The sequence below is a fragment of the Nitrospira sp. CR1.1 genome, from assembly GCA_014055465.1.
Lineage (GTDB): Bacteria > Nitrospirota > Nitrospiria > Nitrospirales > Nitrospiraceae > Nitrospira_A.
Map to the genome: position 1 here is coordinate 1 of WIAF01000004.1, position 16,953 is coordinate 16,953.

The following is a 16,953-nucleotide window of genomic DNA, read 5'->3' on the forward strand; positions in this document are numbered from 1 at the left end:
ACGGGAAGCGGTTCGATATGTACAACGATACCGTGTTGGGCTTCAACAAGTCGGGCAAGGAAGTGGCGCGGATCCAGGTCGAAGAGCCGATCTACATTCGGCCGGCCGAACGCGTGAACTGGCTGTAAGACTCATACCACTGAGAGGGGGCAACCGCTCTCAGTGGTGAAGAGCCACAGCACAACGGAGGCAGGAAGTTCGAAAGGGCTTCCTGCCTCCGTATTTTTGCAGCAGAACAACGCGCCAATCCTCTCCACTCTGCTTTCTTCCCCTCCCACGGCACGACGTAGAGCCTTGCCTCAAGAGAATGCCAGGATACACAGCGTACCCAAGTATCTGTGAACAAACCTCATTGGATCCGGCCGCAGAATGGCTCGAAGAAACACCCTCATACACCGAACAACATGGGCCAGCAAATGGTGAACCTTTGGAGGCCCAAGCTGCCACCTCCTGGACAGCGGACGGCAATCACCCGAAATGTTGACAGATCTCAGGACAGCCGGTATACTGGCCATAGTTGAGAACGGTTATCAGTATCGGAAAAGTGTTCGCATTGCCCGGCCGAGACAATCGACCATCAGTGGGAGACGCCACTCATGTATGTCTGCTTATGTAAGGGCTTAACGGAATCAGATGTGCGGGAAGCGGGCCGTCAGGGGTCCCTAACCACAAGACAAATTATCGCTGAGTTCGGTTTGCGAGAAAATGGTTGCTGTGGTCGTTGTGCCAAAAATATCCACGAACTGGTCGCACTCGCGAAGAGCCATCTGGAGAATGCCTGCCGCAACCCTGTTTCATCCTAACTGCTGAAACGTCACTCATTTTGGGCTCGACCGCACCAGACCTTCTTGCAATTCAAATCCGCGCTTGACTGCGCCGGCGACCTCAGCTACACGTCTTCCCAATTCACGCGCGCTGGAAAGTTCCTGCTCATCAATCCCAGGACTATTGCCTTCCGTTGTGGCAGAAGCTCCAAATGCACCGCCGCCGCTAACAGTGATCATATAATTTCCCAGCATCGCGGCAAGAATAGAGAGCATCGTCAGCTCTTTCCCGCTGGAAATCTGACCGCCGGTTGCGAATGCCGCCCCCACTTTGTTCTTCAGCTTAAAGTCGGGAAAGACGCCGAACTTGAACTGCCAGTCATCGATAAACGCCTTGACCTCCCCGGCCATATTCGACCAATAAACCGGCGACCCGAGCACAATGGCATCTGCAGCAAATAACTCCTCTGCCGTCACATTCCCTACACGCCGGACGACGACCTGCGCGTGAGGCACCATTCGAACCCCCTCGGCAACCGCCGCAGCCATTCGCTCAGTATTCCCGGTGCGTGAGTGGTAGGCCACCAATACCTGAATAATTGTCGGACTATCGGCCGCTGCGCCGATGGCAGGCCATGGCAGAATACAGGCCGTGCAGAGAAACAGCAGTCGCCACATCAGAACCATAACCGACCTCTTGGTGACTACCAGAGCAAGGCTAGCATCGGCAGGGCCAAGCCCTGAACGGCATGGCAGGAATCTCTATGTTTCCGATCAGAAGATAGGAGACGGGAACTTTATGAACACGATATGCGCGAACCGCACACCTAGCGACGAATCACTTCCTCATCCATATGCTCTTCAACCGATACCTGGGTCAATGTTCCGCGATAATCACACTTGTGGCAGCGGATTCGAAATTCTTCGATCCACTTTTCCTGCACATATGATTGGCGACACTTCGGACAGACAAACACGCCTCGCATGTACACCACACGTCGCGTTTCTTTCATGAACAGCCTCCATCGAAGTCTAATTGATATGCCGAGGATGGCATAGGGGCCGGCGGAATTGCAAGGCGGCATCCTGACCCTCCGGACTCGACTTCCGCTATCTTGACGGCTCACAAGCGGCCCGTTAGGATGCGGCCATGAGACACTCGACACATGATCCTTATGAAACACGCCATTCCACAGGCTTTAGCCGCTTGGCAGGTGGCTTAGTGGGCCTGGTCGTGCTGGCGATGAGCTGTTCAACCTGGGCCGCTGATCCACCACCTGAAACCCTCATTACGGTCAAAACGCCGAATGGCACACTGATTCAGGCAGAATTAGCCGATACGGCGCTGAAACGAGCACAAGGCCTGATGTTTCGTGAGCACCTCGCGGACGATCGGGGAATGTTGTTTATCTTTGGCGACGCCCAGCCGTGGACCTTCTGGATGAAAAATACTAAAATTCCTCTCGATATCATCTGGATGGATGCAAAAAAGACAATCATTCATATCGAACGCCACACCCCGATCTGCACCAGACAGGACGACGGCTGTCCGCAATACCATTCCGAAGAGGGAGCGCTGTATGTTCTTGAACTCGGGGCTGGAAGGGCGGCAGCACTGCAACTTCAACGAGGCGTCAAGCTGAGCTTCAAACAACCCTGATCGAACTCAAACGGTCACGTCGTCTTGCGCGTTCCGCAGAAAAACCTCTGAATGCGCTCCACGAGAGAGCGAGTGTGCGTGACAACCGACAAGGCCGCCGCATCGCGCGAGAGCTGCGCCTTCGCCGACGCCGTCGCAGCCTGTCGACGGGCAACGATCTCTCCGATCCTCTCGATTAGCCGCCGGTCCTCCTGAATGACTTGCAATAAGGCCTGCTTCCCGACGGCAATGACCGATAACTCCGTCGCAGCCACCACCGTGGCCGACCGCGGCTCGCCGGTTAATAAAGACATCTCACCAAAAAACTTTCCCGCCTCAAGCGTCGCCACAGTGGTAGTCAGCTCTCCCTGCTCCAATCGGACATCGGCGCTTCCGGAGACAATAACGTACAGCACATCTCCAGAATCCCCTTGGCGAACGATTCGCTCACCGGGCAAGTACAACTCCCATCTCGCACCCTGTGCCAACACTTCGATTTGCCTTGTATCGAGCGTGACCAAAAAATCAACCGCCGTCAGTTGCCCCATGATCCGTTCGACTGAGTAGCTGCTGGGAGTGCCGTCCCCATTCACAGTTTGATGCACCACGCGTTGCGGAAAGGGAATTTCGATACCCTTGCGCGCGAAGGCATGCCAGATATAGGTGCGCATGACACTCTCGATCGAGTCCCGTTGTGAGAAATCTCCGATTGGAAACTTAATACGATATTGAATGGCCGATTCATTAAATGCCGCGACGAAAGCGGACGGCTTGGGATCCGGCAACACCCCCGATACCGCAGCCGCGGTCTCAAGCAGCGTAGCGCAGACCTGTTCAGGCGGGGTTCGATACGCGGCTTCGACAAAGACATTGCAAAAATGCGTCGTGGTCGGTCTGGTGAAATTGGTCACTCCGCTTTGAATCACCAGATCATTGGGCAACGACACCAGATCGTGAGATCGAGTCAACAAGCTGACGTGTTCCATGCCGATGTGAGAGACCACTCCTTCTCGATCCAGCACCGTGACCCAATCCCCCACCTTGACGATCTTTCCAAGCTCAATGCCGGAAAAAAATCTCGTCAACGTATCCTTCAACGCCACCCCGATCATCGCCGCCGCCACTGTTGGGAGCGCCACGAGCGCCACGAGGTTGATCCCCATGACCAACCACAGAATCACCACACCGGCTGCCACGACTTCCGCGCCGATGAGTAACTGTCGGACGATGTCAGGAATGTATCGCTGACCTCGCTCGATCAGCCATTCGCCAATGATGAGGGCATCAAGGATCGTGAAGAGGAAGAAAGAAGCGCCCAGCCAGGCCGCCACATCAAGACAGGCCCGGACGAGATGGGGAACGGGCGTCACGAGACCGCTGTGGCCGACCAGCGCCGCAATGACGAAAAATACGCCCACACCACCGGCATACAATGGCAGGACCGGAACCGGCTTGCCGCGCCGGCTGAACAGGTGGATCAGGCCGATCAACACGACAGCCGCGCAAGCGAGGATGGCCAGAATGGCGCCGACAAGGGTTCCCGGATTCATGCGGACATCATCCACTGAGGGAAGGATCGCACAGAGAAACCTTTCGGGCTACGCGCGCTCCTGCCAGGAACGCATCCGGCGCACGGTGATCACACCCTCTACCTGTTCAATCGCCTTGAACACCCTCGACAGATGCGCCGTGTCCACCACCTCGACGATGAAATCCAGCATCGCCTTCCGATCTTCGCGCGTCGTAATTTCAGCTCGACTGATGTTGGCCTGGCATTCCGAAATCGCCGTAGAGACATGCGCTAACACTCCGGTTTTGTCCACCGCGATCACTGAGACCTTCACGGAGTGGGTGCTCGGCGTAGACTGATCCCATTCAACTTCGACCAACCGGTTTTTATCGTAATCCAACGCTTCGAGATTGGGACAATCGACGGTATGAATCGTGAGCCCGCGCCCCCTGGTAATGTAGCCCAAAATGCGGTCCCCGGGAACGGGATTGCAGCAACGGGAGAGTTGCATCAGGAGGTCGCGCGCACCTTTCACCTGAACACCGGTATCATCGGCGCGACCGGCCGCTTGTTTATGCGGCGCCGGAGCTTCCGGCGTGATGGTCGGACCTTCCGCCTGCGAAGGAGGCGCGATTTTGCTCATCACCTGAGAGGTCGGCACATGCCCGAACCCCACGGCGGCGGCAAGTTCCTCCGGCGTTTCATATCCGACCTGTTTGGCCACGGCGAGGAGTTGCTCCGACCGCATCATCTGAGCAGGCGCCAGTCCATGCCGCCGGAACTCAGCCTCCAGCAACCGCTTGCCGATCTCGACGCTGCGAGACTGTTCTTCTGCTTTGATCCAATGCTTGATTTTTGTCTTCGCGCGGGAGGTGCGGACGAACTTCAGCCAATCCCGGTGGGGCGTTTGATTCGCCGCGGTCAAAATCTCCACCATGTCTCCGCTTTCCATCGCATGCTTGAGCGGCACAATCTTGCCATTGACCTTGGCCCCCACACAATGGTCTCCGATCTCCGTATGGACGGAATAGGCGAAGTCGACCGGGGTGGAACCCTTCGGGAGTTCCTTCACCATACCCTGCGGAGTAAACACATACACCACGTCATGAAAAAGATCGAGCTTGACCGAATCCATAAACTGGCGATTATCGGGCAGGTCTTGATTCCACTCCACGAACTGCCGCAGCCAGCTGAAGACTTTCCCGTCTTTCTCGTCGATGCGTCCGTGCTCCTTGTATTTCCAATGCGCGGCAATCCCCTGCTCGGAAACTCGATGCATCTCCTCCGTGCGAATCTGGAACTCCACGTGCTCGCCCTTAGGCCCTGCCACCGTGGTATGCAAAGACTGATACATATTCGATTTTGGAATAGCGATGTAATCTTTAAAACGGCCAGGCAGGGGACGCCACAACGAATGGATGACCCCGAGCAAGGCATAACAGTTCATCTTGATATCGGTGATGATGCGTAACGCGGCAAGGTCGTACACCTCCTCAAACGAGATCGACTGCTTCTCCATTTTCTGATAAATGCCATAGAGATGCTTGGGTCGACCGGACACCTCCCCATGCAATCCGGCCTCCGCCATGGCCTTCTTGACCATGTCGATGACTTCCAGAATGTACTGCTGCCGATCTTCATCCCTCTTGGCCACGCGCACACGCAGCAGTTCGTAGACTTCGGGCTTGAGGTGCTTCAAACAGAGGTCTTCAAGTTCGTTTTTGATCCAACCGATTCCCAAGCGATTGGCCAACGGGGCATAAATCTCCAGCGTCTCTTGGGCAATCTGCCGTCGCTTCCCTTCGCTGAGATACTCCAGGGTCCGCATGTTATGGAGCCGGTCCGCCAACTTGATGAGGACGACGCGGATATCATCCGCCATCGACAACACCATCTTGCGGAAATTTTCCGCCTGTTTTTCCTCATAGTTCCGAAAGGTGATCTTGCCGATCTTGGTGACGCCATCGACCAGGTGCACCACGTCTTTCCCGAACCGCTGCTCCAATTCAAGCGGAGTCGCCAGTGTATCTTCCAGCGTGTCATGCAAAAGACCGGCAACGATGGCCGTCACATCCGTTTTCAGATGGGTCAACAGCCCGGCCACCGCCAGGGGATGGCGAAAATACGGCTCGCCGGACCGGCGCATTTGCCCTTCATGGGCCTTGGCCGAAAAGTCATAGGCCCGGCGCACGAGGTCCACATCCGCCTCGACGTTATAGCTCTTGACCCGCTCGATCAATTGATCGAGTTCTGTCACGGTCTCGTGCGGCATACTTAGGACACCTCGCCGCTCATGCGTACCGCCTTGATGCGCAGTTGCACGCGGTCATACCCGTTCCACTGATTCCGCTCAGGACTAAAGGCCAGATCGACAGGGCTCCCTGCCTTTAACCCAAGCTCTGCAAATGATCCCATGCGAAAGCCGATGCTATCGAAAATGAATGAGCGGCCCTGCCGTACGCGCAGCTTCAGATGTTTTTCACCGACAACCCGCGCCTCTACCACATCGAGACCGCGAACGGCCAAGGTCGGTTCCGGATTGCCTGCTCCGAAAGGATGCAAGGACTCAAGTTCCTGGATGAGATCGAAATTCACGTCCGTCAGCTTCACCTCCGCATCGACGTGCACGGTCGGTCTGACAAGGCTGCCGGTAGCCCACTGTGCCGCCACGTCAGAAAACCGCCGGCGAAACTCGTCTAATCGCGATTCCCGAATGGTCAACCCCGCGGCGTTCGGATGGCCGCCAAAGGCTTCCAGGAGATCCCGGCATGCCGACAATCCCTGATACAGATCAAAACCCTCCACTGTCCGGGCGGAGCCTTTACCGATTCCCTTCTCATCCACCGCGATCACGATGCTCGGGCGATGAAAGCGATCGACTAATCTGGCGGCGACAATCCCCACGACACCCAGATGCCAGTCACGCGAGCCCAGCACAATCGCGGCAGCCGGTTCGTCCTGTTGGAGCTGAGCCCCGGCCTCCGCGGTAATCCCCTCCTCGATCTGCTGGCGCTGTCGATTCAACTGTTCCAACTGTTCGGCAATTTGCATCGCTTCCCTGTCGGATTCGGTCGTCAGCAGTTGCACGCAACGCATCGCATGATCTAGCCGACCCGCAGCATTCAGCCGGGGCCCCAAGCGAAACCCGATCGTTTCACTGGTACACGCTTTCGTGATACCAGCGACCTGCTTCAAGGCACGGATTCCGCAGCGGGCGCCGCGATTAATCTGCATCAGCCCCTCCCGCACTAAAATACGATTCTCATCCTGGAGCGGCACGATATCGGCCACCGTCGCCAGAGCCACCAAATCGAGACAGGATTCCGGATCCACCTCACCTGACCCGTATCGTCTCTGATAGGCCGAGACCACCTTATACGCCAGGCCTGCGGAACAGAGTCCTGTAAAGGGATAGCTGGCATCGCACCGATGCGGATTAAGTACAGCAAGGGCAGCGGGCATCGTCGCATCGGTTTGATGGTGGTCCGTCACCACCACATCCATACCAAGCTCTTTGGCGACCGCAATTTCATGATGCGATGTCGTCCCGCAGTCCGACGTGACCAGCAACGTAATGCCTTCCAGCGCCAATCTCCTGATTGCCCCCTCGTTGAGACCATATCCCTCGCGCACCCGGTGAGGAATGTATCCGCAAGCATTTCCCCCGAGTCCCTGGTAAAACGACAGGTACAGGCTCGTCGCCGACACGCCGTCCACATCGTAATCTCCATAGAAACACACGCGTTCCTGGCGAGCGAGCGCCAGATGAAGTCGCTCGACGGCTATGTCCATATCAGGAATCAAGAATGGGTCGTGGAGCCCGTCCTGCGCACTGGACATCCAACGAGTCGCCTGGTCGGGAGTCGTCACCCCGCGAGCGAGCAATATCGATGCGGTCACCGGCGAGATCGACAGCGTTCTGGCGAGACTGCTCTGCAAGACCGCATCAGACGGTCTGAACACCCAGAGTTTTTCGAGCATGGCCCCTCTGTTTAGAGCTGGAACATTCAGAAGTTACTGAGAAGTAAGGGGAATGGTATCGACTCACCCCGCCTTTGTCAAACAGGGCATCAGCAGGACGACGGCATAGCGTTTCAGTGATGTTGATATCGCGAAGGTGGGCGGACGGGAATCCAGAATGGTTACGAGTGGGCGCCTGGGGACTGAATAAAAAGGGAGGGGGACTATTCCCCTCCCTTCTGCACATAGTTCTTTACAAATTCTTCGGCATTTTTTTCCAGGACGTCATCGATTTCATCGACCAATTTGTCGATGTCTTCTTTCATCTTCTTCCCCGATTCGACGACTTTCGGGTTCGGCTTCACCTCTTCTTTGGCGTGCGACTCTTTTCTGGATTCCGGTCTCCTCTCCTGTTTCTCCATCGGAGCACCTCCAGTTCATTCGGACGCATTCGAAGGACCCGCTTCCGTCACCTTACTCTAGGGTCCTTGAACGCGTCAAGCCGACCGGCGAATGATGCCGCCTCCTCCCATCAACCAAACCAGGCCCGCAACAATGTACCACCTGCCGGCAAGAAGCCGGAGGCCACTTTCAACATCCGTCTATTTGACGATCAGCGAGACAATCAGCAACGCCACAATGTTGATGACTTTGATCATCGGGTTGATCGCCGGACCTGCGGTGTCTTTATAGGGATCGCCGACCGTATCACCGGTCACCGCAGCCTTGTGCGTGTCCGTACCTTTTAAGCCCTGCTCCTCGATATACTTCTTAGCATTGTCCCAGGCACCACCGCCGCTCGTCATTGAAATCGCGACGAACAGCCCGGTGACGATGCTCCCGACAAGCACGCCGCCCAACGCTTGCGGCCCAAGGATCACTCCGACAAGAATCGGGGCCACGACTGGGATCAGACCGGGAATCATCATCTTCGCAATGGCTGCCTGGGTGACAATATCGACGCAGGTGCCATACTCGGGTTTCCCTGTGCCTTCCATGATGCCCTTGATCGTCCGGAATTGGCGCCGTACCTCCTCCACCACGAGACCCGCCGCCTGACCGACTGCCTTCATACAGAGCGCGCCAAAAATGAAGGGCAGCATTCCTCCCAAGAAAAGCCCGACCAGGACCGATGGATTAGACAAGTCGAATGTGCTGGCTTGCGTTCCCTTGGCGACTTCTCTGGCGAATTCCGCAAACAACACCACTGCCGCAAGGCCGGCAGAACCGATCGCATACCCTTTCGTCACGGCTTTCGTCGTGTTGCCCACCGCATCCAGAGGATCCGTAATATCGCGCACTTCTTTCCCGAGATGGGCCATTTCCGCGATGCCGCCGGCATTATCCGTAATGGGCCCGAATGCATCGATTGCGACCACAATGCCGGCCATCGACAACATCGAAACCGCCGCGACGGCAACGCCATACAACCCGCCTGATGCCGCCCCGCCGCATATCCAATAGCTGCCGAGAATCGCCGCGCCAATCACCACCACCGGCGCCGCCGTCGACTGCATCCCCACCGCCAATCCGGCAATAATATTCGTGGCATGCCCCGTCTCGCTGGCCTTGGCAATATCTTTCACGGGCGCATACGACTTCGAGGTGTAGTAGTCCGTAATGAAGACCAGCGCCAGGGTCACCGCCAGCCCCATGAATGCCGCCAGGTAATAACTGACGCCACTCACACCTCCGACCCCCTCCATGATGTGTGAGGTAATCGGGAAAAAGGCCACCGCCGCAATGCCTCCGGCAACAAACAAACCCTTGTAAAGCGCCGGCATGATCTCGCCGCCAGGACTGACTTTGACAAAGAGGATGCCGATGATCGTGGCAAAGATCGTTACGCCGCCCAAGGCGAGCGGATACAAAATCGGGGCGCTGACGCCCTTGAACATCGTAAACGCCAGCACCATCGCCGCGACGGTCGTGACCGCATAGGTTTCAAACAAGTCGGCCGCCATCCCCGCGCAATCACCGACATTGTCGCCGACATTGTCGGCAATGACCGCGGGATTACGGGGATCGTCCTCGGGAATCCCTGCCTCGACTTTACCAACAAGGTCTGCGCCCACATCGGCTGCCTTCGTATAGATTCCGCCGCCGACGCGCGCAAATACGGAGATCAAACTGCCGCCGAAGCCCAGACTGAGCAACGCGTGAATCGCTTTCTCCTGACCCGCCAACTGCGAGGCGATGGTATAGAAGCTGGTGATGGCCAACAACCCCAGTCCGATCAACAGCAAACCCGTGACCGCGCCGCCGCGGAACGCTACGGTGAGAGCGGCATTCATGCCGTTGTAGGCTGCTTGCGCAGTCCGCACGTTGGCTCGAACCGCGATAATCATCCCGACATATCCGGCGAGGGCCGACGCTCCGGCGCCGATCAGAAAACCGACCGCCGTTAGCATGCCGAACTTATCCGACACGGCGCCCGCGCCCCACAGCCCGACGAACAACACCGCGGCCACCACACCTACCGTCCTATATTGACGGTTCATGTAGGCGCCCGCTCCCTCTTGAATGGCTTTGGAAATTTCCTGCATCTTCGCGTTGCCGGCATTCAGCTTGAACACCCACATGGCGAGATACAGGCCATACACAATACCAGCCACCGCCGCAACCAGAGCAAAGGTCACAATCGCTGAGTCGCTCACAGTGTTCTCCTCCTGTTAACAGATGGTGAAACTGAGAATCCAGCTGACGTGTTACGGTAAAGATTCGCCGTGAAGATGACCTCATCACGCGCAATGATTGATGAATGTCACAGGTGCTTCGCGGCATGAACCCATCGCGGACTGATTGTGCAGCGGGAATCACCGCCGCATGCCCGACAACTGACACGGTCGCGAACGAGAGGAAAAGTGGCGCCATTCTATAGGGCTGGCCAAGGCTGATCAAGGCGAAAGATCGTGGAAGAAGAAACGGGACAGCACCACCAGGGCGGTTTGCGCAAGGATATCGAGTTTGTTATAGTGCGCGCGAACTGGGGAGGGCTGTGATGGGATTCGCGCCGGAATACATCCTGATCGATCAGCAGAAGTTCAGCAAAGCCAAGCTGTCGCTGGACAACCACGTCTACAAAAATTGTGAGATCGACGACTGCGATGTGTACTATAGCGGCGGGCAGTACGAATTAATCGACACGCATATCACCAATTCGCGACTGATCCTAAACCATCCTGCCAAAGGCATCTACAGCGCGATTCAGATCTTCAAGATGAAGTCCCCGGGTTCCAGCATCATCTCCGAATAATTCGTGAACATGGGACGTGAGAGCAGTTCGAGCGAAGTCCTCAGAGGCCTTCGCTCCGATGCCTCTCGTTTCTGCGCGTACGCTGCACGCGCAGAAGCTACTTCGCAACCGGAATATTCTCGCTGAACTTCGCGATCGGGATGGACTGAAAGACGGGGTCCTGGGCGCCCTTTGAAGACTCCGCCTCAATACGCTGCAGAAAGCTTGCCGGTCCTGTCACCGGAGCATAACTGAGCGCCGCTTCGACATCAAAAGTTTTGGTGTCCTTGGGTGTCGGAAAGCTGAAGGTCTCCACCCGGTTCTCCTCCGGCTTGAGGACCGTTTCGTCGAGCACCTTGACCGCCTCAAAATCAAACACCGTTGTCTGGCCTTTGGCATCAGCATAGGTCCGGCCATAGATGCGCTTGTCGCTGAAAACCGTCTTCAGATTCTTCCCCTTCACGGTCAATTCCAGCACTACGCTCGCCCACCCGGGATGGGTCGTCGGCAGATTGTGGGGCACCAGGCTCTGCACCCCCACCGTGACAGAGGTCTTGTCGCCATCCACCTTTGTCACAACATCCAGCTTGGCGGCCTCCTGCCTGAGCTGACCGATACGTCCAGGGAATGTATGGTTGGCGACCTTCCGCTTGGCTTCGCCATTGGCCGACTCTCCGACCTGTTCAGGCATATGACAGGTCTGGCACTCCTTTCCGGATTTCACGGCTTTGCTTTGGTCCCAATTGCCCAGGAGATCGTTCCTTTTGCCAAGGTCAGCCGCAACGGGCACGACCTGATGACAATTCAGACACAAATCCGATTTGTGGAAAAGGGTCGACTCCATCGATTGATGGGCCAGGTTTGCGGCGAAATCTTTGTACGGCCCGTACATGGTTTTGTTGCCGAGATCATACTTCGGTTCCGGCGACTGCTTCGTCCGATCGACCTGTTTGATGAGATGACATTGCGCGCAGGCCACGCCATCCAAGGAGGGCTCTCCGGATTGCGCTTGAGTCACAAATAACTGAACCTGGTCGGGGAACTCCCGGACATGGGGAGCATGACAGCGGAAACAGAGGGCCTTATCTTTTCCGGCCGGAGAAGTGAGATACACATCCAGGGCGGCGCGAAATGTCGGTGTATGGATCGACTTGGAGAGGGGCGATGTTTCCCATTCCTCAAACACCCGCTCGTGGCAGCGCTTGCACTTTCCGGAACTGGGAAACGATTTTTGGATCGTCAGCTGAGCGTTGGCATCCTGGGCCAGCCCTTGCTGCACACCATAACCTGCCAACCCGACCACCATCAGCAACGCGCTGATGAGCAGCCCCTGCAACAGACCTCGTCGATGTGTCACCGTTCGCATATCCTCCGCACATGGTACGCACCTCGCTGCCCGTCGTGGCTGGAACCGGCAGGGGGCCTTACAGTGATTTGGCTCGATAGGTCAGCACGCGAGGCTGAATATACTCCTCGATGACCTTCTTCGCGACCGCCCGCTCCTGATCATTGAGCAGCGTGGCCAGATACTTTGCTTTCAGTTCCGGTTCAGGTTCCGGAATCAACGCGTAGCTGAGGACGACTTCAATCGTCGCCGGCTCTCCTCCGTCGGCCGGCAGGGTCTGCGAGAAAGGCACCCGCCTGGTATTGCCGCCCTTGATAAAGGGATCAGGAATCGGACCGCGCAAAATCTTCTCGTACGGCAATCCGAATTGTTTGATTTCTTCTCCCAATACCCGGCCTTGCGCATCCTTGGTCGTGATCGAGAGGAAAAATTGCTTTAACACCGGGTCACCGTCGGGAAAACTATGCGGGAGACTGCCGACCTTCACCAGCACCGTTCCCTCCACCCCTGCTCCGGACTTCCCCGCATCGATATCGATACGCGGCATCCATTCGGCTTGCAAGTTACGATTTTTCAGCAGCGTGCCCGGAATGACGACTCCGCGGAACCAATGCCGCCCGATGGCGCGAGTCATGGCGCCACGTCTCGACGTTGAGCTCCCTGTGGAGGGCTCCATGTGGCAATCCTGGCAAATCGTGCCATGCAGAATTTCTCCGGGGAGGTCTTTCTGCGTGACATCCTTGACCTTGTCGAAATGGCAAGAGGTGCAAAAATTCGCGCCACGGAACAGCGGCACCTGTGTTGCCGGATGCACCAGGTTTTCCTCAGGATCGGTGTAAGGACCATAGAGCATCTCGCCTGGCTTCACCTTGTACGTTGGCGGCGGCAGGGGCGTCGTTTCCACCGCGTTAATGAGGTGGCAGGATGCGCAGCCGATACCCTCGACCTGCGGTTTGCCTGACAGAACTTGCGCCGCAATCTTTTCGGCATGTTGAGGAAAAACCGTGACTGCCGGCGCATGGCAGGACAGGCACCGCTGCCGTTCATCCAGCGAGGGATTGGTCTGCATCCATACGCCCAACACCGTGCGGAACACCGGCGATTCAAAGGATGTGCCGTGCAATAAGGCCGCATCCACTCGACCGAAGGATTTGAGGTCAGGCGTCTGCTCCCGCATCCCCTTCCACTCTTCGTAGTGCCGGTCATGGCATTGCTTGCAATCTTCAGAACGGATAAAGACCTTTTCAATCTCCGCCACCCAATCGGCTGGCGCCTGGCCATCCGTCTTCTGCGCGATGGCCCGCTCATGAAACGTGACCGTGAGCACTGCAAATATCAACAGGAGCCCGCTCATGGCCAATTTCTGGATGGGTCGCCCGTTACCGGTCACGTGTCGCTCGCTCCATTAATCCCGTTTGCAGCCGACGAAATGAAAGTTCACGCCCCATCCCACCGGATTGCCTGGATCAGCCGGCTCATAAGTCCCGACGGTAAAATTACATTCCTTCATCGCGACTTTGACGGCCTTGCCGAAATCGATCAGGTTGCGGACTTCCTTTTTATCGATCTCTTTGATGACGGACCGGACCTTAATTCCGGCATAATCGGCCCGTGAATTTCCGATGACCTCAAAGACGGCGACGCCTTCCGCACGCTGAAGTTTGAGCTCCTTTTGGACCTCTTCGTCGACTTCACCAACCGCGATGCCGAATTCTTCTCCGAGCTGAATGGCTTCCTCCACTGTCATGTCGCCATTGCTGCCCGGGTCTGCGGCGGCTGGAGTATTCCAGACTGCGGCAATAAGGAACACTCCCAGGCCACACACACAAAGAGCCCTTCCGAGGGAAAGGGCTCTGTTGTGAATCACGCGATGGATCTGAAACCTGTCCTCCAAGAGAGCGCCTCTCGCTTTCGCCTACCAAGCCGGCGCCGATGGCGCCGGGCTTTTCCCTCATCCTACCAGGAAGAGTTACGTCTTTGTGACCGGATCCAAGGCGAGTTGAAACCAAGGGGCAATCGCCTTTTGCCCGTTGCGTTCTTTATTCTCACCATTCCAGACTGCGAAGGATACCACTTGGATACGCCCAGGAATCAGCTTCGCTTCATTCTCCTGCTCCTCACTCGACAGGGGACGGCGCATCACGACGCGCCAGATGCCGTCCTTCCAGGTCGCCTTTCCCTGAACACGCCCCTGCTTTTCTTTCGTGGTCAGGGTGCTGAATCCGCCTCCGATCAAATCCTCCACCGAGGAGGCCCGCCGCGGAATCACTTCGAACCGCCTGGGCTCACTCCCGCCGGCCTTATCCTTTTCGGTGGTTCTCGCTGCCCGCCGGTCAATGTCGCTCTGCCAATCGGCTTTCCAGTGCCAGATATTGATGTAATGGTCCAATTGTCCCATACAGAAAAACGCCGGAGCATCACCGAGCGGCAACCCCAAGGCTACTCCATCTCGAAATGTGCCGGGCGTCAACCGATCGTTTTTCGTATTGTCCTGCCATTCCAGCAAGAACGCGATATCGGTGCCGTTGTGCAGGGCGCGTACCGTCAATGCGTGAGCTGTTGGTTCCGGCCATACCGGACGGGTAATGATCTGGCCGCTTAACGGCAGGGTCATCGGCGCGATTTTTTGCCAGAGCGGATCTTCCGGGGCCACGGGAATATCTCCCGAGTGAACCTGCGCTCGGATAATCATGCCTTCGGAGCTGACGATGGGAATCCCGAGACCACCCAGAATGAGGGCGAGAACCAGCAGAACGGAAAGAAGACTCAACAACCTGGTGCGGGATGTGTGGACCGACGTCATTCGCCTCATGTCCCGGCGCGTGGCCTTAGTCGTGAAAACGCCCTCGCCCGTTCCCTGTACGGGAGCATTGATTCCGTCCTCCAAGCGTTACCACAACTTGGCGCGACGAATCTTGTTTTCACCCCGCTCGCAGATATACAAACATCCTTGGGAGTCGAGCGTCAACCCCACCGGAGCATTCACCACCGCCTCAATAGCCAGCAGTCCGTCTCCATGCTTGAGTGCGCCGGCTGCGTCTTTGGCGACAAAACGAGCGGCACCGCAGCCACCCATATTCTTGTCGTCATATCCGCTATCCCCGTTCCCGGCCACCGTGCTGATAATTCCCGTCTCGGCCTCGACCTTGCGAACGCGATGGTTGCCGGTGTCGGAGATGTAGGCATGGTTGTGCTGATCGAACACAATAGCTTCCGGCGCGTGCAACATCGACTTGGCCGCCGGCTTTCCATCGCCATCGTACCCATAGCGGCACACACCGGCAAGCGTAGAGATCAGTCCGGTCTGGTGATCAATCTTGCGTACGCGATTGCTGCCCTTATCCACAACGTACACATCGCCGGCATTGTCGACGGCGATTCCGACGATATCATAGAGCCGCGCCTCAAGAGCTGGCCGACCATCATCCAGATACATGGAGAGATTGAGCCCATCCGAGCACACAGGCATGAGCCAGCCGTTATCGTCGCTGAAATCGATACCGATCGCATCCCCGGACAACACGACCAGATTACGCGCAACCAGAGGCTGCTCCCTGGCCTCATCCTCAGCCGTCCAGGTGCCCGCAATGGTTTCCACGCGACCTGTCCGTGAATCGTAGCGGCGAATCCGGTGTGCCTGCGTGTCGGCGATATACATGACATCGTCCGCGTCGAAGGCAATGGCGGCAGGCCACGTGAGATTGACATCCAACGCCGGTCCGTCCCCATTGAAGCCATGCTCGCCGGTCCCCACCACGGTCGTGATGATTCCAGTCTCACGATCAATCTTCCGAATCCGGTTACTGCCTGAATCGCACACATACAGGTCGTTCCTGGAATCACAGGCCACATCCAGCGGCAGATACAACCCTGCTTCCCCACAAGGCCCTTCGTCTCCGCTGTAGCAGGTCTCCCCGATACCTGCGAAATTATGGACGGTGCCTTCTGCCAGACTGACGCGGCGAACGCGATCAGATCCTGACTCGGCGAAGTACAGCCACTTTTCTTCCCGATCCAGAGCAACGTGGTGCGGGAGGGGAATGCCGGCCTTCACGGCGCGCTTGCCATCCCCCGTACTCCTGGCCTTTCCATTTCCGGCAAAGGTTTCGATGTATCCGGGAGCTAATTGAACATCTGTTTCCATAACGTTGTGCGTCCGTTCTAGGCTAGGCCCGAATTGTCGAAAATCTTATGCCTGCGCGCGCGCGGCAGGAGGCGCCGCAGCGACTTGTTGCTCCACAACAGGTGTGGGCATTGGAGCCGTGGGTTGCGCGGCGATAGACTGTGCCTGCACGGGTTCGGCCTGTTGCTGGGCTTGCGCCTGCGCTTCGGCTTCGATCGCATCCGCTTCATGAACGGATTTCTTGAAGCCCTTGATGGCCTTGCCGATTCCCTCACCAAGCTGCGGCAACTTCCCGGCCCCGAAGATAATCAAGACAATAAACAGGATCAAGATCAACTCTGTAAAACCAAGGCTGCCAAACATGGTGTGTCTCCTTT

At 56.9% G+C, this 16,953-nt stretch carries 16 protein-coding genes; 3 read left to right on the forward strand and 13 right to left on the reverse strand.

Annotated elements, in window-relative coordinates; genetic code table 11:
- The first annotated feature begins 596 nt into the window (after positions 1–596).
- Positions 597–803, forward strand: coding sequence for a (2Fe-2S)-binding protein (locus tag GDA65_09050; protein MBA5862840.1), 207 nt, complete (start codon positions 597–599; stop codon positions 801–803).
- Positions 804–818: 15 nt separating this feature from the next.
- Here GDA65_09050 and GDA65_09055 read toward each other — a convergent pair whose 3' ends face one another.
- Together GDA65_09055 and GDA65_09060 are read right to left on the reverse strand one after the other, a co-directional pair.
- Positions 819–1,451 (reverse strand): flavodoxin family protein, encoded by a 633-nt coding sequence (locus GDA65_09055; protein MBA5862841.1) that lies wholly within the window; start codon positions 1,449–1,451, stop codon positions 819–821.
- 140 nt (positions 1,452–1,591) lie between these two features.
- The gene (locus tag GDA65_09060; GenBank protein ID MBA5862842.1) at positions 1,592–1,777 is read right to left on the reverse strand and encodes a hypothetical protein; all 186 of its coding nucleotides are present in this window, start codon (positions 1,775–1,777) and stop codon (positions 1,592–1,594) included.
- Between the two features lie 137 nt (positions 1,778–1,914).
- On the opposite strand from GDA65_09060, the gene GDA65_09065 reads away from it, so the two are divergent.
- Positions 1,915–2,424: a hypothetical protein gene (locus GDA65_09065; protein MBA5862843.1), complete on the forward strand. Its 510-nt coding sequence runs from the start codon at positions 1,915–1,917 to the stop codon at positions 2,422–2,424.
- A gap of 14 nt (positions 2,425–2,438) precedes the next feature.
- Here the strand turns inward: GDA65_09065 and GDA65_09070 are convergent, their stop codons facing one another.
- The 5 genes from GDA65_09070 to GDA65_09090 all read right to left on the reverse strand — a co-directional run bounded on the left by GDA65_09070 (position 2,439) and on the right by GDA65_09090 (position 10,530).
- Positions 2,439–3,953 carry a mechanosensitive ion channel gene (locus GDA65_09070; protein MBA5862844.1) on the reverse strand — a complete coding sequence of 505 codons (1,515 nt, stop codon included), beginning with the start codon at positions 3,951–3,953 and terminating at the stop codon, positions 2,439–2,441.
- A gap of 48 nt (positions 3,954–4,001) precedes the next feature.
- The gene (locus GDA65_09075; protein ID MBA5862845.1) at positions 4,002–6,185 is read right to left on the reverse strand and encodes a RelA/SpoT family protein; all 2,184 of its coding nucleotides are present in this window, start codon (positions 6,183–6,185) and stop codon (positions 4,002–4,004) included.
- Positions 6,186–6,187: 2 nt separating this feature from the next.
- Positions 6,188–7,894, reverse strand: coding sequence for a single-stranded-DNA-specific exonuclease RecJ (recJ, locus tag GDA65_09080; protein MBA5862846.1), 1,707 nt, complete (start codon positions 7,892–7,894; stop codon positions 6,188–6,190).
- Between the two features lie 203 nt (positions 7,895–8,097).
- On the reverse strand, positions 8,098–8,295 hold the full coding sequence (locus tag GDA65_09085) for a ubiquitin-like protein Pup (protein MBA5862847.1): 198 nt from the start codon (positions 8,293–8,295) through the stop codon (positions 8,098–8,100).
- A 180-nt stretch (positions 8,296–8,475) separates the two neighbouring features.
- Complete coding sequence (locus GDA65_09090; protein MBA5862848.1) at positions 8,476–10,530, reverse strand: sodium-translocating pyrophosphatase; 2,055 nt, start codon at positions 10,528–10,530, stop codon at positions 8,476–8,478.
- Positions 10,531–10,874: 344 nt separating this feature from the next.
- Here GDA65_09090 and GDA65_09095 point away from each other — a divergent pair, with 344 nt between their 5' ends.
- On the forward strand, positions 10,875–11,129 hold the full coding sequence (locus GDA65_09095) for a hypothetical protein (GenBank protein ID MBA5862849.1): 255 nt from the start codon (positions 10,875–10,877) through the stop codon (positions 11,127–11,129).
- Positions 11,130–11,226: 97 nt separating this feature from the next.
- On the opposite strand, the gene GDA65_09100 is transcribed toward GDA65_09095, so the two are convergent.
- The 6 genes from GDA65_09100 to tatA form a co-directional block, all read right to left on the reverse strand.
- Positions 11,227–12,474 carry a hypothetical protein gene (locus GDA65_09100; protein MBA5862850.1) on the reverse strand — a complete coding sequence of 416 codons (1,248 nt, stop codon included), beginning with the start codon at positions 12,472–12,474 and terminating at the stop codon, positions 11,227–11,229.
- A gap of 58 nt (positions 12,475–12,532) precedes the next feature.
- Entirely contained in the window at positions 12,533–13,843 is a 1,311-nt protein-coding gene (locus GDA65_09105) for a hypothetical protein (protein ID MBA5862851.1), read from the reverse strand.
- Positions 13,844–13,858: 15 nt separating this feature from the next.
- A complete protein-coding gene (locus GDA65_09110) occupies positions 13,859–14,278 on the reverse strand; it encodes a hypothetical protein (protein ID MBA5862852.1) in 420 nt (139 codons plus the stop codon).
- 144 nt (positions 14,279–14,422) lie between these two features.
- Complete coding sequence (locus GDA65_09115) at positions 14,423–15,265, reverse strand: hypothetical protein (protein MBA5862853.1); 843 nt, start codon at positions 15,263–15,265, stop codon at positions 14,423–14,425.
- Positions 15,266–15,343: 78 nt separating this feature from the next.
- Positions 15,344–16,597 (reverse strand): hypothetical protein, encoded by a 1,254-nt coding sequence (locus GDA65_09120; protein ID MBA5862854.1) that lies wholly within the window; start codon positions 16,595–16,597, stop codon positions 15,344–15,346.
- A gap of 45 nt (positions 16,598–16,642) precedes the next feature.
- Positions 16,643–16,939, reverse strand: a complete 297-nt coding sequence (tatA, locus tag GDA65_09125; protein MBA5862855.1) for a twin-arginine translocase TatA/TatE family subunit — start codon at positions 16,937–16,939, stop codon at positions 16,643–16,645.
- Positions 16,940–16,953 lie beyond the last annotated feature (14 nt).